This is a genomic window from Intestinimonas sp. UBA1698, from assembly GCF_002320075.1.
Lineage (GTDB): Bacteria > Bacillota > Clostridia > Oscillospirales > Oscillospiraceae > Intestinimonas > Intestinimonas massiliensis.
The window spans coordinates 23,686-45,070 of the sequence record NZ_DCJO01000005.1 but is presented as its reverse complement, the minus strand read 5'-3'; the positions used below and the strand labels follow the sequence as shown (position 1 = coordinate 45,070).

The 21,385-nt window shown below is 61.9% G+C and carries 18 protein-coding genes; 13 read left to right on the top strand and 5 right to left on the bottom strand.

The window, feature by feature from the left end:
- The first annotated feature begins 317 nt into the window (after positions 1-317).
- From B3H64_RS01305 to B3H64_RS01260, 10 genes are all read left to right on the top strand, one after another.
- Positions 318-869, top strand: a complete 552-nt coding sequence (locus B3H64_RS01305) for a 2-oxoacid:acceptor oxidoreductase family protein (protein WP_050619388.1) — start codon at positions 318-320, stop codon at positions 867-869.
- On the top strand, positions 823-1,128 hold the full coding sequence (locus tag B3H64_RS01300; RefSeq protein WP_349676154.1) for a 4Fe-4S binding protein: 306 nt from the start codon (positions 823-825) through the stop codon (positions 1,126-1,128). Before B3H64_RS01305 ends, B3H64_RS01300 begins: the two co-directional genes overlap by 47 nt.
- Positions 1,128-2,339 (top strand): pyruvate ferredoxin oxidoreductase, encoded by a 1,212-nt coding sequence (gene porA, locus B3H64_RS01295; protein WP_050619389.1) that lies wholly within the window; start codon positions 1,128-1,130, stop codon positions 2,337-2,339. The genes B3H64_RS01300 and porA overlap by 1 nt, the downstream gene beginning before the upstream one ends.
- Positions 2,339-3,211: a thiamine pyrophosphate-dependent enzyme gene (locus B3H64_RS01290; protein ID WP_050619390.1), complete on the top strand. Its 873-nt coding sequence runs from the start codon at positions 2,339-2,341 to the stop codon at positions 3,209-3,211. Before porA ends, B3H64_RS01290 begins: the two co-directional genes overlap by 1 nt.
- A gap of 20 nt (positions 3,212-3,231) precedes the next feature.
- Complete coding sequence (locus tag B3H64_RS01285; protein ID WP_050619391.1) at positions 3,232-4,167, top strand: ketopantoate reductase family protein; 936 nt, start codon at positions 3,232-3,234, stop codon at positions 4,165-4,167.
- 43 nt (positions 4,168-4,210) lie between these two features.
- A complete protein-coding gene (locus B3H64_RS01280) occupies positions 4,211-5,287 on the top strand; it encodes a TRAP transporter substrate-binding protein (protein ID WP_050619392.1) in 1,077 nt (358 codons plus the stop codon).
- A gap of 90 nt (positions 5,288-5,377) precedes the next feature.
- Positions 5,378-5,911 carry a TRAP transporter small permease gene (locus B3H64_RS01275; protein WP_195892362.1) on the top strand — a complete coding sequence of 178 codons (534 nt, stop codon included), beginning with the start codon at positions 5,378-5,380 and terminating at the stop codon, positions 5,909-5,911.
- A complete protein-coding gene (locus B3H64_RS01270; protein WP_050619394.1) occupies positions 5,908-7,266 on the top strand; it encodes a TRAP transporter large permease in 1,359 nt (452 codons plus the stop codon). Before B3H64_RS01275 ends, B3H64_RS01270 begins: the two co-directional genes overlap by 4 nt.
- Positions 7,267-7,345: 79 nt before the next feature.
- Positions 7,346-8,911: an acyl CoA:acetate/3-ketoacid CoA transferase gene (locus B3H64_RS01265; RefSeq protein ID WP_050619395.1), complete on the top strand. Its 1,566-nt coding sequence runs from the start codon at positions 7,346-7,348 to the stop codon at positions 8,909-8,911.
- A 30-nt stretch (positions 8,912-8,941) separates the two neighbouring features.
- Positions 8,942-10,303: an SLC13 family permease gene (locus B3H64_RS01260; protein WP_050619396.1), complete on the top strand. Its 1,362-nt coding sequence runs from the start codon at positions 8,942-8,944 to the stop codon at positions 10,301-10,303.
- A gap of 63 nt (positions 10,304-10,366) precedes the next feature.
- Here B3H64_RS01260 and B3H64_RS01255 read toward each other — a convergent pair whose 3' ends face one another.
- A complete protein-coding gene (locus B3H64_RS01255; protein ID WP_050619397.1) occupies positions 10,367-10,849 on the bottom strand; it encodes a deoxycytidylate deaminase in 483 nt (160 codons plus the stop codon).
- 176 nt (positions 10,850-11,025) lie between these two features.
- Between B3H64_RS01255 and B3H64_RS01250 the strand changes: the two genes are divergently transcribed.
- Entirely contained in the window at positions 11,026-11,415 is a 390-nt protein-coding gene (locus B3H64_RS01250; protein WP_286732216.1) for a hypothetical protein, read from the top strand.
- 274 nt (positions 11,416-11,689) lie between these two features.
- Here B3H64_RS01250 and mnmE read toward each other — a convergent pair whose 3' ends face one another.
- The 3 genes from mnmE to B3H64_RS01235 all read right to left on the bottom strand — a co-directional run bounded on the left by mnmE (position 11,690) and on the right by B3H64_RS01235 (position 15,511).
- Positions 11,690-13,057, bottom strand: coding sequence for a tRNA uridine-5-carboxymethylaminomethyl(34) synthesis GTPase MnmE (gene mnmE / locus B3H64_RS01245; protein WP_286732214.1), 1,368 nt, complete (start codon positions 13,055-13,057; stop codon positions 11,690-11,692).
- A gap of 281 nt (positions 13,058-13,338) precedes the next feature.
- On the bottom strand, positions 13,339-14,739 hold the full coding sequence (locus tag B3H64_RS01240; RefSeq protein WP_286732206.1) for an NAD(P)/FAD-dependent oxidoreductase: 1,401 nt from the start codon (positions 14,737-14,739) through the stop codon (positions 13,339-13,341).
- 133 nt (positions 14,740-14,872) lie between these two features.
- A complete protein-coding gene (locus B3H64_RS01235) occupies positions 14,873-15,511 on the bottom strand; it encodes a helix-turn-helix transcriptional regulator (protein WP_050619401.1) in 639 nt (212 codons plus the stop codon).
- A 313-nt stretch (positions 15,512-15,824) separates the two neighbouring features.
- Here B3H64_RS01235 and ssnA point away from each other — a divergent pair, with 313 nt between their 5' ends.
- Positions 15,825-17,165 (top strand): putative aminohydrolase SsnA, encoded by a 1,341-nt coding sequence (gene ssnA, locus B3H64_RS01230; protein ID WP_286732196.1) that lies wholly within the window; start codon positions 15,825-15,827, stop codon positions 17,163-17,165.
- Positions 17,166-17,202: 37 nt separating this feature from the next.
- Positions 17,203-20,202: a putative selenate reductase subunit YgfK gene (ygfK, locus tag B3H64_RS01225; protein ID WP_286732193.1), complete on the top strand. Its 3,000-nt coding sequence runs from the start codon at positions 17,203-17,205 to the stop codon at positions 20,200-20,202.
- Between the two features lie 625 nt (positions 20,203-20,827).
- Here ygfK and B3H64_RS01220 read toward each other — a convergent pair.
- A complete protein-coding gene (locus B3H64_RS01220) occupies positions 20,828-21,373 on the bottom strand; it encodes a peroxiredoxin-like family protein (protein ID WP_286732190.1) in 546 nt (181 codons plus the stop codon).
- Positions 21,374-21,385: the final 12 nt, after the last annotated feature.

Here is a 21,385-nt window from a genome sequence, read left to right as displayed (position 1 = left end):
GTTTTACTGTTTCGTCTCGTCCCTCTTTTTTCGTCAAAATATATATTTTGCAGAAATAAAACAGGAATTTTTCCGTATGCATTGACATCCCAGAAAAGTTTTGCTATACTGGCGACGATTAAAAGAAAACCATTTTGAATTGGACCGCTTTGCGGCCTAAAAAAATAACAATTATCCGGAATATTGTACCGTTATTCGGAAAAATTGGGGGCAATGGCACGTTTTAGAAGGAAGACCGCCTATGCGGTCTAAAAAAAGTTAACTATATCGGAATATTATACCGATAATAGGAACAATTAATGAAAGGGGAGTTATCCATGTATCGCATCAAGTTCTACGGGATCGGTGGACAGGGCGCGGTCACGGCAGCGAAGGTACTTTCCCAAGCGGTCTCCATCTATCAGGACGAGTACGCCATCACGGTACCGGCTTACGGCCACGAGCGCCGGGGTGCACCAGTATACGCCCACATCATTGTGGACAAAGAGCCGGTGATGCTCAACTGCTATGTTTACGAGCCCGACATTGTAGTTGTATTTGACGAGACCATCATGGAGAAAAATGTAAACGTCGGCGAGGGCTGCCACGACGGCACTATTCTGGTACTGAATACCAACAGCGCGGACGTCGTGGAAAAGTACCGCAAGACGTACGGCTTCAAAGAAATCTACTGGAGCGATGGCACGGGCGCAGCCCTTCGGAACATTGGGCTATCCATTCCCAACAGCGCCATGCTAGGCGCTCTGGCCCGGACGGGCGTAGTGGACATCGCTGCGGTGGAGCACGCGATCAACGATAGTTTTGGAAAGGTAGGGGAGAAAAATGTCAAAGCCGCAAGAGACGCCTATGAGCACACCGAAAAATCGTAGAATCCTGGGCCCCTGTTCTCTGGTGTTTGCCGCTGCCAATACCGGGAGCTGGCGGCTGGAGCGTCCGGTTGTGGACGCAGAAGGTTGCATTCGCTGCGGCACCTGTGCCCGGTCCTGTCCTGCGGATATTATCACAATACACAAGACCGGGGACGTGCCGGTGGAGATCGACTGGCGCTATTGCAAAGGCTGCGGCATTTGTGTCAACGAGTGCCCTAAGCATTGCATGAAACTGGTGGATGAAAGGAGCGGAGAATAATGCCCATCAAAATGCTTGACGGCAACGGCGCAGCTGTAGAAGCCATTCGCCTGGTTAAGCCCGGCGTGATCGCCGCCTACCCCATCACCCCCCAGAGCTCCATCGCCGAGCACCTGTCCGACGAGGTGGCCGAGGGCCGTATCGACGCCGAGTATGTCCGCGTGGAGTCCGAGCACTCCGCCATGAGCGTCTGCGTAGGCGCCCAGCTCACCGGCGTGCGGGCCGCCACCGCCACCTCCTCCGTGGGCCTCGCCCTGATGCACGAGGTCTGCGGTGTCACCAGCGGCTGCCGCATCCCCATGGTCATGCCCGTGGTCAACCGCTCCCTGGTGGCACCCTGGTCCCTGTGGTGCGACCACCAGGATACCATGGCCGAGCGGGACACCGGCTGGCTCCAGTTCTACGCCGGAACCGTGCAGGACGTGTTGGACCTCTACCTGACCGCCATGCGCATCAGTGAACATCCCGATGTGCTTACCCCCTCCATGGTCTGTCTGGATGGCTTCTTCCTCTCCCACTCTATGCAGAAGGTACATGTCCCTGAGGATGCCGATGCTTTTGACTTCGTGGGCGAGTATCAGCGCATCAACATGTACCTGGACCCCATGGACCCCATGTTTGTCAACGACCTGACCCCCACCGACGAGTACACGGAGATGCGCTACCAGCAGATGGTGGGCTTCCAGGAGGCGGCCAGGCTGGCCCCCCAGGTCTTTGCCGAGTACAACCAGCGCTTCGGCAGCAGCCTGGACATCGTGAAGCCCTACATGCTGGACGACGCCGAGGTGGCCGTGGTCACCATCGGTTCCATGTCCGGCACCGCCCGCTACGTGGTGGACCAGCTCCGGGCCAAGGGCGTCAAGGCCGGGGCGCTCCAGATCGTCATGTTCCGCCCCTTCCCCACGGAGGCCGTTCGGAAGTATCTCTCCCACGTGCCCGTCATCGGCGTGATGGACCGGTCCGCCGGTCTGGGCGGCATCCAGCCCCCGGTGTGTACTGAGGTCACCGCCGCCCTCTACGGCGCACCGTGCGACATCCGCAGCTACATCGGCGGCTTGGCCGGGCGCGACATCTCCAATCACTCCTTTGAAAAGATCTTTGGGGAGCTGCTGGACATCAAGTCAGGCAAAACCAAGGAGCACGGCCAGTGGTTCGACGTCAAGGAGGACCCCATGGACATCCGGATGGAGATTTGGGAGGAGGAAGACTGATGTATAAGATGATGGCAGAATCCAAAGGCCTGGTCACCCACGGCGTCAGCACCTGTCAGGGCTGCGGCCTGGAGCTCATCATGCGTAATGTAATGGAGGCACTGGGTGAGGACATTGTCCTTATCATCCCTCCCGGATGCTCGGCCATGTTCTCTGGCAGCGGCATCGAGGGCAGCGTAAAAGTCCCCGGCATCCAGGGCAACCTGGAAAATTCGGCCGCCATCGCCAGCGGCATTGCCAACGGCTTCCGGCACCAGGGCAATACTCACACCAAAGTCGTGGCCTTCGCTGGTGACGGCGCTACTGTGGACATTGGCCTACAGGCGCTCAGCGGCGCCATGGAGCGCAACGAGAACATCCTCTACATCTGCTACGACAACGAGGCGTATATGAACACCGGCATCCAGGGCAGCAGCTCCACCCCCGCTGGCGGGTGGACCACCACTACCCCTGCGGGCAAGCTGGGACAGAGCAAGGATCTGATGCGAATCGTAATGGCCCATGACGTACCCTACGCCGCCTCCGCCTCCATCGCTAATCTGCCTGACCTGAAGCGGAAGGTGAAGAAGGCCCGGGAGACCGTGGGGACCAGCGTGCTCCACATCCAGTGCCCCTGTCCCACCGGCTGGGGCTATCCCTTTGCTAAAAGCATCGAACTGGCCCGCGAAGCGGTGCAGAGCGGCGCATGGCTGCTCATGGAGTTTGAGAGCGGTAAAGTGAAGATCAGCCAGGTCCCCAAAAAGCTGGGCGAGGTGGAGGATTATATCAAGCCGCAGCGCCGTTTCCGCGGCATGAGCGACGCGCAGCTCCAGGCCCTGAAGGAGCAGGTGGCCGCCCGCTACGAGATCATCAAGAGCAGGGCAGAAGCCTAGCGCCGGAACAGGAGGCAGAGATGAAATTTGCCGTATTGGGCGCGGGCGCCATGGGCTGCCTCTACGGGGCCCAGCTCAAGCAGTCCGGCCAGGGAGTCACCTTGATCGACGTGAACGTTCCCCACATGGAGGCCATCAATGAACGGGGCCTGCTGGTCAGGCGGGAGAGCGGGGAGGAGTCCGTGCCCATCTCCGCCTGCCGGGCAGAGGAGTACCGGGGCGTGGCCGATGCAGTCATCGTCTTCACCAAGAGCATCTACTCCGCCGGCGCGCTGAGCTCCCTGGCGGGGGCCATCGGGCCCGAGACCCAGCTGATCTCCTTCCAGAACGGGCTGGGGCATGAGAAGGTCATGGGCGCGTACGCCGATCCCGACCACATCATCATCGGGACCACCAACTTTCCCTCCGACCTGGTGGGAAACGGCGAGATCTCCACCGGCGGTGCGGGAGTCACCCGCATGATGACGGTCTCCGGCAAGACCACCCCCGCGGTCCAGGCCCTCTACGAGATCTTCCGGACGGCGGGGCTCAACCCGGAGCTCACCGCTGACGTGTTCCAGGCGATCTGGGAGAAGGTGGCCTTCAACGCCGCTCTCAACACCCTGACCTCCGCCACCCTTCTGCCCCAGGGCTACCTGGGCCAGACGAAGGAGGGCATGGAGTTGGCCCACACCATCGTGAGCGAGGTCATCTCCGTGGCCCACGCCAAGGGCATCCGGGCCGACGGGAACCACGTCCACAAAAACGTGGATGAACTTCTCACCACCCACTTCGAGCACTGTCCGTCCATGTTTCAGGACGTACTGAAAGGCCGGCAGACCGAGGTGGAGTTTATCAACGGCGCCGTGGTCCACGAGGCCGAGGCCCTCGGGATGGAGGTCCCCGTGACCAAGACCCTCTACTACTTGGTCAGCATTTATCAGCAGACCTACCCCCACCGCAAATACGAACTATAGTCTTCGACGAAGAATCAACAAATAGTATACACGGAGGGACGAAATGAAAAAGTTTAATCAGGTCCTTGCACTGATCCTGGTGGCCGCGATGATGGCCTCCCTGGCCGCCTGCGGCGGCGACGGCGGCAAGCAGCCCGCCGCCAACGACCCGAAGTCCAGCGCCAACGCCGGGGTCCAGAGCGGCGACCAGAGCGGCCCCACCCCCGAAAACCCCCTGATCCTGAAGCTGGGTCACATGGGCAACGAGACCAACCCCCTGAACACCTACACCATGCGCTTTAAGGAGCGGGTGGATGAGCGCACCAACGGCGCCATCCAGATCGAGGTCTACGGAGACCGCGTGCTGGGCGCGGACCGGGAGCTGCTGGAGGCCATCCAGATGGGGACCCTGGACATGGCAGTCACCACCACCTCCCCGCTGACCAACTTTGTCCCCGCCTACCTGACGCTGGACCTCCCCTATCTGATCTCCGACTGGGATCACTGCTACAAGTTCTTTGACAGCGACATCTATACCCAGATGCTGAGCGAGGGCGACAGCGTGGGTCTCACCGTCCTCTCCCTGGCGGGCCGCGGCTTCCGCCACGTCACCACCAACGACCGGCCCATCCGCAACCTGGACGACATCAAGGGCCTGAAGCTCCGTGTCATCGAGTCCTCCGTCTACGTGGATACCTTTACCGCCTTCGGGGCCAACCCCCAGGCCATGAGCTTCGGTGAGGTCTTTACCGCCCTGCAGCAGGGCACCATCGACGGCCACGAGAACTCCTACCTGGTCATCCAGGAGGAGAAGGTCTACGAGGTCCAGAACACCGTCTCAGAGACGGCCCACATGTTCGCTTTCTTCGACATGGTCATCGGCACCAAGGTGCTGGAGGGCCTGCCCGAGGATATGCAGGAGATCATCCGCACCGCCGCCCTAGAGGCGGGCCTTGAGGAGACCGAGTCCGAGCAGGCCACCGAGAGCGGCGTGAAGGACTTCCTGCGCGAGAAGGGTGTCACCATCGTGGAGGACGTGGACGTGGACTCCTTCAAGGCCGTCGTCCAGCCCGTGTACGACAAGTTCGGCAAGGAGTACGACACCACTTACCTCACGGAGATCCAGGCCCTCAACAGCTAGTCGTCCCTCCCAAACCGTGCCTCATCCCCCCTCATCCCCCCTATGGAGGAGGGATGAGGCCCCATTTCAGGATGAATGGTGGAATTGAATATGAAAACAGTCGATAAAGTCCTGGACTTCATTGAGAAGATATGCTTTGCGCTGGCGGCTGTGCTCCTCATTGGAATGCTATTCTCCCTCTCGGTGCAGGTCATCTCCCGCTATGTCTTTAACACCGGCTTTTCCTGGACGGAGGAATCCGCCCGGTACATGATGGTCGTCATGGTTTTTGTGGGAGCCGTGGTGTGTACGAAGCAGGGCATCCACGTGGCCGTAGACGCCCTGGAGGAGATGATGCCCAAGGTGGCCCCCGTACTCAAGGTCGTCCAGCTCCTCATTATGCTGGTCTACTGCGGCGTGGTCTTCAAATTCGGCATTGACATCCTGGAAACCGCCGCCATGCAGACCTCCCCCAACATGAAGATCCCCATGAACTTCATCTATATCATCTTCCCCATCACAATGGTCTTCATCGCAATCTACGCTCTGCGCCACCTCGTCGCCGTCTTCCGCAGGGAGAAGTACGGGGCGGTCAAGGATGAAGTCACGGAGGCCCTTGAGGCGGTAGAGGAGGAGATCCCATGATCGTTGTCTTCTTTGTCACGGCCATCGTCCTGCTGCTGCTGGGCGTCCCGGTGGCCGTCACCGTGGGCAGTGCGGCCATCGTGTTTATCCTGGGCAGCGGCATCAGCCCCCTGATTATCATCCAGCGGCTCTTCGTGGGCCTGGACTCCGTCTCCTTCATCGCCATCCCCATGTTCATCCTGGCTGGTGACATCATGAACCGGGGCGGTCTGGCCAAGCGCATCGTCCGGCTGTGCAGCAAGCTGGTGGGCAACATCCACGGCGGTCTGGCCATCGTGACCATCATCGCCTGCATGTTTTTCGCCGCCATCTCCGGCTCCGGCGTGGCCACCGCCGCCGCCATGGGCGCCATCATGGTGCCCTCCATGGTGGCCAGCGGCTACAGCAAGGAGTATGCCGGCGCGGTGGTGGGCGCCGCCTCCCCCATCGGCGTCATCATCCCCCCCAGCATCTCCTTCATCGTCTACGGTGTACTGGCCAACTGCTCCATCACGGGGCTTTATAAGGCCGGCATCCCCGCCGGCATCATCATGGGCGCGGCCCTGATGGCCGTCTCCTATATCATCGCCCGCCGCCGGGGTTATCGCGGCACCATCGCCGGGAACTCCGGAGAGGAGGAGCGCAGACACGTCTCCGCCTCTACCGGCGCGGCCGCGGAGGCCAAGGGCGGCGTGGCCGTCCGAGTGCAGGAGGAACAGAAGCCCATGGGCCTGTGGGCCAAGGTCTGCGACTCCTCCGTGTGGGCCATCCTGACCCCCGTCATCATCATCGGCGGCGTATTCGGCGGCATCTTCACCGCGACCGAGTCCGCCGTGGTAGCCGTACTCTACTCCATCCTGGTGGGCACCTTTATTTATAAAGGGATGCGCTGGCGCGACCTCCCCAAGGTGTTCCTAAACGCCGCCGTAGGCGCGGCCAAGATCATGTTCATCATCGCCAACGCCCAGCTCTTCGCCTGGGTCATCTCCTACGCCAAGATCCCCCAGATGATCCTCTCTGGCTTCGAAAGCCTCCAGATGCCCGGCTTTGTCATCCTGCTGCTCATCAACCTGATCCTGCTCATCGCCGGCACCTTTATGGAGACCAGCGCCATCATCCTGATCTGCACCCCAATCTTCCTGCCCGTCGTCACCGCCATGGGGATGGACCCGGTCCACTTCGGCATCATCATCACCGCCAACACGGCCATCGGCCTGTTGACCCCGCCCTTCGGCGTATGCCTCTTCACCGCCGCCGCCGTGGCCAAGGTGAAGATCCAAGCCATGTTCAAGGAGATCATACCGTTTATCGTGACCATGATCATCGCCATCCTGATCATTACCTACTGCGCGCCGCTGGTCATGTTCATGGTGTAGCGGCAGCTTGCAATCGGACGGAACATCAACAGGCGCGGAGAGGTCTTCTCTCCGCGCCCTAAGAAAAGGTGGGAATCATATGGCAAAGATCGTCTCCGCCCGGGAGGCCGTCTCCACGATCCGGGACGGCATGACCCTGGGCATCGGCGGTTTTGGCTCCTACGGCCCCTCTGACGAATTGCTGGAGGCGCTGGCGTGCCAATACGCCGAAACCGGCCATCCCAGTCGGCTGACGGTAGTGGCCGGCATCAGCGGCGGCAACAACAAGCCCGAGGACATCGGCTTTAACCGGCTGAAGGCCCCCGGCCTTCTGGACACCATCATCGCCGGGCATCTGGGCAACGCCCCCTGCATCGCCAACATGGTGGGCGGCAATGAGATCGCCGGCTTCACCATCCCCCTGGGCGTGGTGATGCACCTCTACCGGGCCATCGCCGGGAAGAAGCCCGGCGTCCTCACCCACATTGGCCTGGGCACCTTCGCCGATCCCAGGGTGGAGGGCTGCAAGGCCAACGACAAGGCCCGGGAGCAAGCGCGCGAGGTAGTATCTCTGGTCGAGATGGAAGGGCGGGAATACCTGTTCTACCCCTCCTTCCACATCGACGCCTGCCTGATCCGCGGCACCTATGCCGACGAAGACGGAAACATTACCATGTGGCACGAGGCGCTCACCGACGCCCAGTTAGAACTGGCCTCTGCCGTCCACAACGGCGGCGGTACCGTTATTGTTCAGGTGGAAGGAATCGTCAAGCGCGGCACGATTCCCCCAAAGGAAGTGCGCATTCACAACTCCCTGGTGGATTATATCGTCAAGGCCCGGCCAGGAAATCATCTGCAGGGCTACGCCTGCTCCCACTATCGCCCGGAACTCACCGGCGAAGTCCAAGTGCCCACTGACGCGCTGCCTCCCATGCCCTTGGATATCCGGAAAGTGATTGCCCGCCGGGCCGCCATAGAGCTGCGTCCGGGCTGCCTCATCAACCTGGGCATTGGGATTCCTTCCGGCATAGCCAACGTGGCCAATGAGGAGGGCATCGCCAACCAGATGACCCTTTCCCTAGAATCCGGCCCCGTAGGAGGCATTCCGGTGGACGGCGTGGGCTTTGCCGCCGCCGTCAACGCCGAGGCCATCTACAGCATCTGTGACACCTTTGACCTCTACGACGGCGGTGTGCTGGACATGACCTTCCTGGGCGCAGCGGAGATTGACCGCCGGGGCAATGTCAACGTCTCCCGGTTCGGTACTCGCTGCACGGGGCCCGGGGGCTTTATTAACATTTCCCAGAATGCCCGCCGGGTGTTCTATGTGGGGGCCTTCACCTCCGGTAAACTGGAGGCCGAGATCGCCAATGGAAAGCTGAAGATCGTCCAAGAGGGCACCGGCGTCAAGTTCGTGGACCAGGTGCAGCAGATTACCTTCTCCGCCGACTACGCCAACGAGAGCGGCCAGGAGGTCATGTACATCACCGAGCGGGCGGTATTCCGCCTGACCCCGGAAGGTCCCATGCTGGTGGAAATCGCTCCGGGCATCGATCTGGAAAGGGATATCCTCCTCCACATGGCTTTTCACCCCATCCTCTCCCCGGAGCTTAAGCAGATGGACGCGCGCATCTTCCGGGCCGAACCCATGGGGCTGCATCTATGAGCCCGGCCCGCCGTAAGAGGAGGTAGCCGTGTGACCGTTAAAAAACCTCTCTCCCTCCTGCTGACCCTGTTGCCACCCCTGCTGATTCTACTTCTGCGTCCCTTCGGCATGGACTGGCTTCAAGGCGGTATCTTGGCCGCCCTGATTTTAACCATCTTCTGGTGGGTCTCCGGCGTGGTGGAGCGCACTTTAGCCTCCAGCTTCCTGTTGCTGGTGTTCCTCCTGTTCAGCGGGGCGCCTGTCCGGTCGATCTTTACCTTTCCACTGTCGGAGAACTTCCTCATGATCGTGTTTTCGTTCCTATTCTCTCAGGGCATCTCCAACAGCGGTCTAACAGGCAAGCTGCTCCAGCCGCTTCTGGGGCGGTTCGCACGGACGCCCCTTCGACTCCTGCTGTCCATGGTGCTGTCCGCCTTCGTAATGATTTTTATCATTCCACAGCCCTTCTCCCGTATCATCATCCTCTCCTCCATCTATGCCAGCTATTTTGACACACTGGAGTGTGTACAGCGGGAAAAGGCGCTCAAGCCCATCCTGATGGCCGCACTGTTCATACTTTCCGTGCTGACCAACATGCTCCTGCTCCGGGGAGACATCATCCTCAACAATGCTCTTCTGACCATGGGAGGCATCTCAATGAGCGAGGGTGCCTGGATGCGCTATATGACCGTTCCTACGGCGGCCTTCCTGTCGCTGGCCACGGCACTGTTCTATCTGCTGTTCCGGAAGGAGCTGACCCAGTACAGCGGGGGTGTGGCCGGGCAGCAGGAAACGCTGCGCCTCACGTCTTGGGAGAAGAAGTATCTGATTCTGATTCTCGCCGTAGTGGTATTTTGGGCCGTGGAGGACCTGCACGGCGTCAGCGGCACTGTCACCGTTGCCATGGGTACTGCTCTGATGTTTGCGGTTGGGCTCTTAAGGCTTCCCGACTGCAAGTCGGTCAATGTCAAGCTGTTGGTGTTTCTGACCGCCGCCTTTGCCATCGGCGGTGTTCTGAAGGCCTGCGGCGTGGCCGATATCCTCTTCTCCCGTTTTATGGTCCTGTTTCCCTCCTCCTTTTCCTGGCGGTATGCAGTGGTGGTCCTCCTGACCGCGATGCTGCTCCACATGGTTCTGGGCAGCAATGTGACGACTATGTCTGTGGTGGTGCCCGGCCTGATGACCATCGGAGCAGGGGTTGCCCCTCCCGTGCCTCTGCTCCTGCTCATCTACATCGCCGTGTGCGGTCACTTCCTTCTGCCCTTCCACCATGTGGTCCTGCTGCTGGGCGAGGGCAAGGGCTATTATGGTTCGAAGCATCTGGCCCGCTTCGGCATCCCGCTGACAGCCCTGATGTTTTTGAGTGCTCTGTTGCTCTATATGGGTTGGTGGTCAGCCTTGTCCCTGCTCTAAGGCACAAAAGGCACAGTGCCCCGGCATCCGGATGCCGGGGCACTGTGCTTGGGGTCGGCCGCGCTAGAGCCCCTCCGGCAGAGAGTCGTCCTCCCGGATCCAGTCCTCCACGTGGACGACGGCATACTCGGCGGGGGTGCGCCGGATGACCACCCGGCAGATACCGGCGTTGATGATCAGCCTGCGGCACATGGAGCAGGAGGTGGCGTCTCCCAGCAGCTCGCCGGTCTTGGCGTCCCGTCCGGCCAGATAGAGCGTCCCCCCCAAAATCTCGCTGCGGGCGGCAGAGATGATGGCATTGGCCTCCGCGTGAACAGAGCGGCACAGCTCATAGCGCTGGCCCGAGGGCACCTGGAGCGCCTCCCGGGTGCAGTAGCCCAGATCGGTACAGTTCCGCCGGCCCCTGGGCGCGCCGTTGTACCCGGTGGCCACGATCTCGTCGTTTTTGACGATGATGGCGCCGTAGCACCGGCGCAGGCAGGTGGCCCGCTTGAGTACGGTCTCAGCAATGTCCAAATAATAGTTTTCCTTGTCAATACGGGCCATATGGCGCCTCCTCAAGTCGTTTTTATCAGTATAACGGCTTTCCCCTGTCAATGCAAGGGGCACAATTCACACATTGTTTACGTTTGATTTCTTGACGGTTTCCCCGTCAGGCGCTATCATTACTGGTGGTGGATGCGGTGCATCCAAATAGGGCGGAAGGGAGATTACGGGCGCCTATGAACTTCATACAACGTCTCATGTACGGCCGGTATGGCGTGGACCAGCTCTCCGTTTTCCTCTTCGCCCTCTACCTGGTCTTCTATTTATTGTCTGTGGTCTTCCACAACTCCTTCTTCTCCCTGCTGTCGATGGCGCCCATCCTGTGGGCTGTCTTCCGGATGCTCTCCCGGAACATCGTCCGGCGACGGGGGGAAAACGCCCGCTTTATGACGGTGGCCGGACCGGCCATCCGCTGGGTGAAGCTCCGGCGCACCATTCACCGGGATAAGGATCACCTCTACTTCAAATGCCCCAACTGCGGGCAGCAGCTTCGGGCCCCCAGGGGGAAGGGCAAGATCACGGTGAACTGCCGCAACTGCGGCGTCAGCTTCGAGGAAAAAACCTGATGGATTTCAGACAGGCGCGCGGCCAGGCCGCGCGCCTGTCTTTTCTGCCCCGAAACAGGAAAAACGCGGGTCTGTTATAACAGACCCGCGTTTTTGTCGTGCAGGGAATGGGAAAGAGAGAAATGAGAGGAGATTGTGTGTGATCGCTGTTCTTCATCCAGCCTGTCATTATCCTACTACAGCAGCCCGGGGAAAGGATGAATGCGCTGTGAACGAAACATAAATAAAATCTGAACAACTCCGCCGATTCCCTGCAAGCAATGGAGGGAGGACCCTATTTCCCCACGCAGAACCGGGCAAAGATACGCTCCACCACGTCCTCCCGGACGCTGCGGCCGGTGAGCTCCCCCAGCGCCGCCATGGCTCCCTCCACATCAGTGAGGACGGCATCGGGGGTGATGCCCTGGGCCAGGCCCTCCGATGCGGCGCGCACGCTCTCCAGGGCCCTGCGGGCGGCCTCTGCCTGCCGGGCGTTGGTGAGCACGGCTCCCGCCTCCCCGGCTGCGGGCTGGGAGAACATGCCGGCCACCAACTCCCCCAGGTCCTCCAGGCCGGCCCCGGCCTTGGCACTCACCGGGATCGCGGGGGCCAGATGCAGGTCCTCGGTGAAATCCAGGCCCTGCGGCAGGTCGGCCTTGTTGAGGACCAGAATGGTGGGGGCCAGGTCCACAGCCTGCCGGACCAGCTCCTTGTCCTCCTCCGTGGCGGGCCGGGACTGGTCCAGGACCACCAGGATGAGGCCCGCCTCCTCCATGGCCCTGCGGCTGCGTTCCACCCCCAATCGCTCCACCGGGTCTTCGGTCTTCCGCAGCCCGGCGGTATCAATGAGACGCAGCAGCACGCCTCCCAGCCGGACGGTTTCCTCCACGGTATCCCGGGTGGTGCCGGGGATGGGCGTGACGATGGCCCGCTCATACCCCAGCAGGGCGTTGAGCAGAGAGGACTTGCCCGCGTTGGGAGCCCCCACGATGGCGCAGGGCACCCCCTGCACCAAATACTTGCCCCGGTCGTAGGTCTCCAGCAGAGCCGACAGCCCGTCCGTCGCCGCCGCCAGCGCGGCGGCGAGCTCCGAGGCCCGGAAGGGGTCGATGTCCTCGTCGGGGTAGTCCAGCACGGCGTGAAAGTGGGCCATCAGGTCCACCAGGCCGTTATAGACCGCCTCCACCCGGCGTGAGAGGGCGCCCCCCAACTGCCCCGCCGCCGTCCGGACGGCGGCGTCGGTCCGGGCCTCCAGCAAATCTCCCACCGCCTCGGCCTGAGGCAGGTCCAGCCTGCCGTTGAGGAAGGCCCGGCGGGTAAACTCCCCCGGCCCGGCCGGGCGGGCCCCGGCAGCGCAAAGGGCCTCCAGCCCCAGCGTGAGCACCATGGGGGAGCCGTGGCACTGGAGCTCGGCCGTGTCCTCCCCCGTGTAGCTGTTGGGCCCCCGGGAGACGGTGGCCAGCACCTGGTCGATGGGGCTGCCCTGCCCGTCCAGCAGCGTGCCGTAGACCAGCTTGCGGTCGGGCGCGGCGGCCATAGGTCCGCCCCGGGCGGCGCGGAATACCCGGTCCACCGCCTCCAGGGCCCCCGGCCCGGACAGGCGCAGGATGCCGATGGCGGCGGGCACCGGGGCAGTGGAGATGGCGGCGATGAGATCAGACATAAAGCTCCCTCCGGACCCTTTAGGGGTTCATAGAAAAATTTGTGTAAGTTGCGCGTCAATTTCCTCTTGACATCCTCTTATGTCAACTATTTCTGTATATGAGCCGCGTTGAAGTTGACATAACCGTCTGTGGAAAACCCTGTGGACAATGTGGAAAACCCTTGTGGAACCTGCATTCTTTACAAATTCGTTACATTATGCCGGTGCATATGGTGATGAATAACGGCTGTAAAAAGGAAACCGCGCCGCCCAGGGCCGGGCGGCGCGTGACCGTTTGCATCTCAGCGCTGCGCTCCCAGCCGGTCCGCGATCACCCGCGCCACCTTTACTCCGGACGCTCCTGCCTGAGCCAGGCCGCGGGTGATGCCGGCGCCGTCGCCCACGGCGAACATGCCCGGCAGCTCGGTCTCCAGCTCGGAGCTCAGGGACAGCCGGGAGGAGTAGAACTTGACCTCTGCGCCATAGAGCAGAGTATCGTAGTTGGCGGTGCCGGGGGCCAGCTTGTCCAACTGGTAGATCATCTCGATTATGTCGTCCAACTGCCGCTTGGGCAGAGCCAGGGACAGATCGCCGGGCACGGCGGCGGTCAGGGTCGGCCGGGTAAAGGACTTACTCATGCGGTGGTCGTTGGTCCGCACCCCCTTCACCAGGTCCCCAAAGCGCTGGACCAGCACGCCGCCGGCCAGCATGTTGGACAGGGAGGCGATGTGCTTGCCGTAGCGGTAGGGCTCGTTAAAGGGCTCGGTGAAGCGGTTGGACACCAGCAGTGCGAAGTTGGTGTTCTCGCTCTGGAGGGCCGGGTCGGCATAGGAGTGGCCGTTGACGGTGTTGATGCCCTCCACGTTCTCCGCCACCACATGGCCGTAGGGATTCATGCAGAAGGTGCGCACCTGGTCCCCGTACTGCTTGGTGCGGTAGACCAGTTTGGACTCGTACACCACGTCGGTGATGTGCTCGAAGACCCGGGCGGGCAGCTCCACCCGCACGCCGATGTCCACCTGGTTGTTGATGAGGGCGATACCCAGATCCTTGCACTGGTTGGCGAACCACTCGGCGCCGGAGCGGCCGGGCGCGGCGATGAGCCAGCCGCAGGACACCTCCGCCCCGCCCTCCAGCTCCAGGCGGTAGCCCTTCTCCGCCCGCCGGATGCCCCGCACGGCGGTGTTGAACCGGAACTCCACCCGCTGCCGCAGGTCCTCATAGATGTTCTGGAGGATGACCAGATTCTTTTCCGTCCCCAGATGCTTGACCTTGGCCTGGAGCAGGTGCAGGTCGAACTCCAGGGCCCTTTTCTCCAGCGCCCGGGCCTCGGGAGTGTCGGTGGAGTACATCTCCTCCGTGGCCCCGTGCCCCACGTTGATGGAATCCACATACCCGATGAGGTCCATGACCTCCTTGGCGGGCATGAAATCGGTAAGCCAGCCGCCGAAGGCGGTGGTGAAATTGAACTTCCCGTCGGAGAAGGCCCCGGCGCCGCCAAAGCCGCACATGGTGTCGCACACCTTGCACTGGATGCAGTCCTTCACCCTGCCCGCTACGATGGGACAGCTCCGGCGGTAGATGTCGCGGCCCTGCTCCAGCACCACCACCTTCAGCTCGGGGCGCAGCCGCGCCAGCTCGTAGCCCGCATAGATCCCGGCCTCGCCGCAGCCAATGATGGCCACGTCATAACGTTCGCTCATTTTTTCCATACTCCTTTGCAGCAGGTGTGGGGGCATACTTCATCTATTTTAGTATAACATATTCTGTCAACACAATCGCACGCATCCTCGCAGAGCGGCGCGGCGGCCCCCATGGACCGCCGCGCCGTTTTCCCTACTCCTTGGCCTCGTCGATATAACTATATAAGGTATACTTGGAGATACCGAAGAACCTGCACACCTTGTCGCCTGACTTGGTGATGAGAAAGGCCCCCGTCTCGTTGAGGAACTGGATGGCCTTGACCTTGTCCTCCTTGGTCATCAGGGCCACCGGCTTGCCCACGATCTTGACGCTCTGCTCGATGAGCTCATCCAGCAGGTCCCCCACGTTGCGGGAAATGCGCTCCGGTTCCCGCTGGTCCTGGTCGGTGGCGGTGAACTGCTTCAGATTCTCCTCCATGGCCAGCATGAGGGTGATGTCGTAGTTGATGGCGAAAATACCGATGGCCTCGCCGTCGTCGTCCCGGACATAGATGGTGCTGGACTTGAGGATCTTGCCGTCCTTGGTGCGGGTCAGGTAGCTCAGATGGTCGGTCAGGTTCTCCCTGCCGCTGCGCAGGGCCTCCAGCACCACATGAGAGGGGCCGTCCCCCACCTTCCGTCCCGTGACATGGCCGTTTTCAATGGCGACGATGGAGCTGTTGGGGTCGTTGGAGTCCAGGTCGTGGACCACCACCTCGCAGTTGGGCCCGAACTGCCTGGAGATCCCCTTGGCCAACTGGAACAGAAACTGCAGCGTTGATGCACTCAGCATGGGGCCTTTCCTCCATTTCTTTCTTCCTCCTTTTAGCATATCACAAATCGGCAGAATTTCAACAAAAATTGTATGGCCTAAAAATTTTTTAGTTTAACTAAAAAGCGGGTTGCGTTTCTCTGAGCCCTGTGGTAAAATGAAGGCGACAGGTGGAAGATTCCTGTGGATATCCGCCAAAACTGCATCGGAATCATGGCTGCAACGGAGTGCTTTGCGCACGGGCTGAAGGAAGAGCTTCAGTCCGCGCGCGTTTTTTATATCCGGCTGTTCCAGAAACCCATCGGTAAGACTGATGCAAAAGGAGGACGACGCTATGCTGCTGATCGGCAACGGCAAACTGTTCACCCGGGACGAGGAGCGTCCCTACCTGCCCGACGGAGCGGTGGTCATCGACGGCGACACCGTCCAAGAGGTAGGGTCCCTGGCCGACATGAAGGCCAAGTACCCGGCTGCGGAATTTGTGGACGCCCGGGGGCAGATCATTCTGCCGGGCCTCATCAATGCCCACACCCACATCTACAGCGGCCTGGCCCGGGGCCTGGCCATCACGGGCAATCACCCCACCAACTTCCTGGAGGTGCTGGAGGGCACCTGGTGGAACATCGACCGCCATCTGACCCTGGACGGCACCCGGGCCTGCGCCTACGCCACGGTGCTGGACTGCATCCGGGACGGCGTCACCACCATCTTTGACCACCACGCCTCCTTCCGGGAGATTCCCGGTTCCCTGTTCGCCATCCAGGATGTGTGTCGGGAGGTGGGCATCCGGGTCAGCCTGTGCTACGAGGTCAGCGAGCGGGACGGCATGGAGAAGTGCAGCGAGGCCATCCGGGAGAACGCCGACTTTGCCAGATGGTGCAGGGAGCAGGACGACGACATGATCCGCGCCATGTTCGGCGGCCACGCCCTGTTCACCCTCTCGGACCGGACCTTTGAGAAGATGGTGGCGGCCAACGACGGCATGACCGGCTTCCACATCCACGTGGCCGAGGGCATGAACGACGTGTACGACTCCCTGCGCAAGTACGGCTGCCGTCCGGTGAACCGGCTGCTCTACAACGGCATTTTGGGGGAAAAGACCCTGCTGGGCCACTGCATCCACCTCTCCCCCGCCGAGCTGGACATCCTACGGGAGACGGGCACCATGGTGGTCAACAATCCGGAGTCCAACATGGGCAACGCCGTGGGCTGCTCCCCGGTGCTCCAGATGATGCAGAAGGGCATTCTGGTGGGCATGGGCACCGACGCCTACACCCACGACATGCTGGAGAGCCTGAAGGTCTTCCTCCTCATCCAGCGGCACAACGCCTGCCTGCCCAATGTGGGCTGGTGCGAGGCCATGGAGATGCTCTTCCAAAACAACGCCAAAATCGCCGCCCGTTTCTTCCAAAAACCCCTGGGCGTGCTGAAGCCCGGGGCCGCCGCCGACGTGATCGTCATGGATTACAAGCCCTTCACCCCCTTCTCGGAGGAGAACCTGGACGGTCACATGCTCTTCGGCATGATGGGCAAGAACTGCCGCACCACCGTCATCAACGGCAAGGTGGTCTACCGGGACCGGGAATTTGTGAACCTGGACGAGGAGGCTGTCAACGCTTGGACCATGGAGCAGAGTAAAAAGCTCTGGGGTGAGCTGAACCACCGCGCCTACTGAGTTTTATCGTCTTTTTCATCAAAAGGAGGAACATCCTATGAGCGACATCATGCGTCCCATCCCCTTCGGTCGGCTCATGGACTGGATTCTGACCGAATACCGCGCCCACGGCAGCGTGTTCGGCGTCACCAAGCTGGTCCGCCACACCAACGGTCAGGCCCTGCCCATCTTTACCGAGAAGATCGAGTCCCCCTACGGCCCCGCCGCCGGCCCCCACACCCAGCTTGCCCAGAACCTGGTAGCGGCCTACGCCGCCGGAAGTCGCTTTTTTGAGCTCAAGACCGTCCAGATCATGGACGGCGAGGAGCTGAGCAAGTGCGTGGCCAAGCCCTGCATCACGGCGGAGGACGAGTGCTACAACTGCGAGTGGTCCACCGAGCTCACCGTGCCCCAGGCCTACGACGAGTACGTCAAGGCGTGGTTCGCCTGCAAGCTGCTGGCCAGAGAGCTGGGCCTGGGCGACCCGGACGGCTTTGTGTTTAACATGTCGGTGGGCTACGACCTGGCCGGCATCCGCAGCGAGAAGATCGACGCCTACATCGAGGGCATGAAGGACGCCTCCGCCTCTCCTGTGTGGAACGCCTGTATGGACTGGACCCTGGCCCATCTGGACCGGTTCCAGAAGGTGGACGCGGCCTACGTGAAGGCCATCTCCCCCAAGGTGTCCGCCTCCATTACCGAGTCCACCCTCCACGGCTGTCCCCCCGACGAGATCGAGCGCATCGCCACCCATCTCATCACCGAGAAGGGGCTCAACACCTATGTCAAGTGCAACCCCACCCTGCTGGGTTACGAATTTGCCCGCAGGACCCTGGACGACCTGGGTTTCGACTACGTGGCCTTTGACGACCACCATTTTGTGGAGGACCTCCAGTGGGCCGACGCGGTGCCCATGTTCCGCCGCCTCACCGCCCTGACCCGGGCGCGAGGTCTGGAGTTCGGCGTCAAGCTGACCAACACCTTCCCGGTGGACGTGGCGGCAGGAGAACTGCCCAGCCAGGAGATGTATATGTCCGGCCGGCCCCTGTACCCCCTCACCCTCTCCCTGGCCCAGCGCATCGCCGCGGAGTTTGACGGCGGGCTGCGCATCTCCTACTCCGGCGGGGCCGACGCTGCCAACATCCGGGGCCTGTTCGACGCGGGCATCTGGCCCATCACCATGGCCACCACCATCCTCAAGCCCGGCGGCTACCAGCGCCTGAGCCAGATCGGCGGAGAGCTGATGGACTGCGGCACTTCTCCCTTCTCCGGCGTGGACGCCGCCAAGGTGGCCGCCCTGGCAGAGGCGGCCCGCACCGGGTCCTCCTGCCGCAAGCCCATCAAGCCCCTGCCCGACCGGAAGAACGGCCGGAAGGTGCCCCTCATCGACTGCTTCGAAGCCCCCTGCCGGGGCGGCTGCCCCATTGAGCAGGATATCCCCGCCTATCTGATGGCCGCCGGGGCGGGCGACCACGAACGAGCCCTGGAAATCATCCTCCAGCGCAACGCCCTGCCCTTCATCACCGGCACCATCTGCCCCCACCACTGCGCGGACAAGTGCATGCGCAATTACTACGAGGAGTCGGTCCACATCCGGGACGTGAAGCTGCAGGCCGCCCGGGGCGGCTATGACGCCCTGCTGCCCAGGCTGCACCCCAAAGCCCCGGTCCCCGGCAAGCGGGTGGCCGTGGTGGGCGGTGGACCGGCCGGCCTGGCCGCCGCCTTTTTCCTGGCCCGGGAGGGAATCGACGTCACCGTCTTTGAGCGCAGACAGGCCCTGGGCGGCATCGTCCGCCACGTCATCCCCGGGTTCCGCATCTCGGACGAGGCCATTGACAGGGATGTGGCCCTGTGCCGGGCCATGGGGGCCAAATTTGCCCTGGGTGTGGACGTACAGTCCGCCGACGCGCTGAAGGCCCAGGGCTTCACCCACGTCATCTTCGCCACCGGGGCCTGGAAGCCGGGCTCCGCCGGGCTGGAGTACGGCGAGGAGCGCGGTGTCCTCGCGTTCCTGGAGCAGGCCAAGTCCGACCCGGCCTCCCTGGACCTGGGAGCCGACGTGGTGGTCATCGGGGGCGGAAACACCGCTATGGACGCCGCCCGGGCTGCCAGGCGCATCCCTGGCGTGGAGCATGTCCGGCTGGTCTACCGCCGTACCCGGCGCTACATGCCCGCCGACGAGGAGGAGCTGGCCCTGGCCCTGGCCGACGGGGTGGAGTTCCTGGAGCTGCTCTCCCCTGTGGGGGTGAAGGACGGAGTCCTGACCTGCCGGGTGATGGAGCTGGGCGCCCCCGATGCGTCGGGCCGCCGCTCGCCGGTGGCCACCGGCAAGACCCGGACCGTCCCCGCCTCCGCCGTCATCGCCGCCGTGGGCGAGCAGGTGGACGGCGCGTTCCTGGCCGCCAACGGCCTTGCCCTGGATCAGAAGGGCCGCCCGGTGGTGGATGAGACCATGCAGACCAGCGTCCCCGGTGTTTTTGCCGTGGGCGATACCAGACGGGGCCCCGCCACAGTGGTGGAGGCCATCGCCGACGCCGCCCGGGCCGCCGGCGCCATCGTCTCCCTGGACCTTGGTAAATACGCCGGGGCCAACATCGGCCCCGACCATCAGGCTCCCCTGGCCGGGCGGGGGGATCTGTGCGCCGACTGCAGCACCTGCGGCGACAGCCGCTGTCTGGGCTGCGCCACGGTGTGTGAAACCTGCGCCGAGGTCTGTCCCAACCGGGCCAACGTGGCGGTGGCGGTGCCGGGCAAGCGGCAGCGGCAGATCGTCCACGTGGACGGCATGTGCAACGAATGCGGCAACTGCGCCACCTTCTGCCCCTACGACTCCCGGCCCTACCGGGATAAATTCACCCTGTTCTGGAGCCGGGAGGACTTTGACCACAGTGAAAATGAGGGCTTCCTTCCCTATGGGGACGGCAGCGGGACCTGTCTGGTGCGCCTGGACGGCCGGGTGGCCGAGTACGACGCCGCCGACCCGGCCTGCGGCCTGCCCGCGGACGTGCGGGCCCTGATCCAGGCGGTGCGGGCCGACTACGGCTACCTGGTGCGGTAAAGCCCCACAAGGAGGGCGGCAGCGATGTCGGCAAGGGAAGGGCTCCGGCGTGATCGGATGCTTCCGGCGGAGGTTCTGACCTGCCCTGTGGGCAATGTCTTCCTCACCCCGCCGGGACCTTCCCCTCTCCAGCGTCCCCCTTGTCCTCAGCCTGCCCGCGCCGTCCGGCGATCCCCTTGTCTATGTCAATCCCAACTTCTTCCCATAGGAAACGGGGAGGTATCTCTTCGCTTGGTGTAAAGTTATAGTTGGCAAGCTGAACCTTAAACAAAGAGGTCTGCGTCTTAGATATGGCAACAGCGAAAAAGGCCCAAGGCAAGCGCATTTTCCAATGGGGAGAAAAGTATGTGGATGTATGCATATCCGACACGCTGGTGTACCATTCTGTCCTGTGCTTTGGGCGTGAGCCCATGCGCCGGTGCACGGAGGCGACGGAACAATGGGACAAAGGCACATATCTTTTTCAAACAAGGCCTAATTTAGAGGTTGATGAGGGCAAGTAAGAAAGCTTTGCCTTTTCACAGAGATCACACATAGAGCTTCCAAAACAGTAAGACCCTCGGCCGTTATCCGGCCGGGGGCCTTACCTGAGAAAAGGTAATAAAGGTTTTACACTCTAGAACGCTTACTTCAAAAGCTCCGCAAGATCGGTGGAATCGGGCACATCACCTACAGACTTGCCATAGTGGGCGTAGGTCAAAGTCAGGTCGGGTTCCACCACGAAGGCGGCGGGGAGTTGGAGCTCTTCCCCCTCGTAGTCGCCATGTTTGAAGCCCTTCGCCTTGGCCTTGGCAATCTTCCCCACGGCCTTTGCGTCGATCATGGCCTCCTTGGATGGGGCGGCGGCAATTTCGAACCTCTTGTAGAGCTTCTGGTCAGGATCGCAGACGATGTTGAAAGGCAGGTCGCCGGGTTTGAGCTGGGCCGACAGCTTAGCCGGGTCGGACTGGAGCACCACCAGCATCTGACCGCCAGTGTCGGCAATCTTATCGTGCTGGATGGCAAATTCGTGGATGTCGTACTGGCACAGGGTACAACCATAGTAGCGCAGGAAAACCAGGGCCGTCTTGCCACCTACCTTCCTGGCGGTATCGGCAATGGACACGCCGGAAGCAAAGGGGGTATCATAGGTAAAGTCGGGCAGTTTCCCGCCTACAGTGAGCTTAGACATGGTGAAAACTCC

Excerpts from the sequence above, each read along its gene's own strand:
- B3H64_RS01305 (WP_050619388.1), top strand. The coding sequence starts at position 318 with ATGTATCGCATCAAGTTCTACGGGATCGGTGGACAGGGCGCGGTCACG.
- B3H64_RS01300 (WP_349676154.1), top strand. The coding sequence starts at position 823 with ATGTCAAAGCCGCAAGAGACGCCTATGAGCACACCGAAAAATCGTAGA.
- porA (WP_050619389.1), top strand. The coding sequence starts at position 1,128 with ATGCCCATCAAAATGCTTGACGGCAACGGCGCAGCTGTAGAAGCCATT.
- B3H64_RS01290 (WP_050619390.1), top strand. The coding sequence starts at position 2,339 with ATGTATAAGATGATGGCAGAATCCAAAGGCCTGGTCACCCACGGCGTC.
- B3H64_RS01285 (WP_050619391.1), top strand. The coding sequence starts at position 3,232 with ATGAAATTTGCCGTATTGGGCGCGGGCGCCATGGGCTGCCTCTACGGG.
- B3H64_RS01280 (WP_050619392.1), top strand. The coding sequence starts at position 4,211 with ATGAAAAAGTTTAATCAGGTCCTTGCACTGATCCTGGTGGCCGCGATG.
- B3H64_RS01275 (WP_195892362.1), top strand. The coding sequence starts at position 5,378 with ATGAAAACAGTCGATAAAGTCCTGGACTTCATTGAGAAGATATGCTTT.
- B3H64_RS01270 (WP_050619394.1), top strand. The coding sequence starts at position 5,908 with ATGATCGTTGTCTTCTTTGTCACGGCCATCGTCCTGCTGCTGCTGGGC.
- B3H64_RS01265 (WP_050619395.1), top strand. The coding sequence starts at position 7,346 with ATGGCAAAGATCGTCTCCGCCCGGGAGGCCGTCTCCACGATCCGGGAC.
- B3H64_RS01255 (WP_050619397.1), bottom strand. The coding sequence starts at position 10,849 with ATGGCCCGTATTGACAAGGAAAACTATTATTTGGACATTGCTGAGACC.
- B3H64_RS01250 (WP_286732216.1), top strand. The coding sequence starts at position 11,026 with ATGAACTTCATACAACGTCTCATGTACGGCCGGTATGGCGTGGACCAG.
- mnmE (WP_286732214.1), bottom strand. The coding sequence starts at position 13,057 with ATGTCTGATCTCATCGCCGCCATCTCCACTGCCCCGGTGCCCGCCGCC.
- B3H64_RS01240 (WP_286732206.1), bottom strand. The coding sequence starts at position 14,739 with ATGAGCGAACGTTATGACGTGGCCATCATTGGCTGCGGCGAGGCCGGG.
- B3H64_RS01235 (WP_050619401.1), bottom strand. The coding sequence starts at position 15,511 with ATGCTGAGTGCATCAACGCTGCAGTTTCTGTTCCAGTTGGCCAAGGGG.
- ssnA (WP_286732196.1), top strand. The coding sequence starts at position 15,825 with ATGCTGCTGATCGGCAACGGCAAACTGTTCACCCGGGACGAGGAGCGT.
- ygfK (WP_286732193.1), top strand. The coding sequence starts at position 17,203 with ATGAGCGACATCATGCGTCCCATCCCCTTCGGTCGGCTCATGGACTGG.
- B3H64_RS01220 (WP_286732190.1), bottom strand. The coding sequence starts at position 21,373 with ATGTCTAAGCTCACTGTAGGCGGGAAACTGCCCGACTTTACCTATGAT.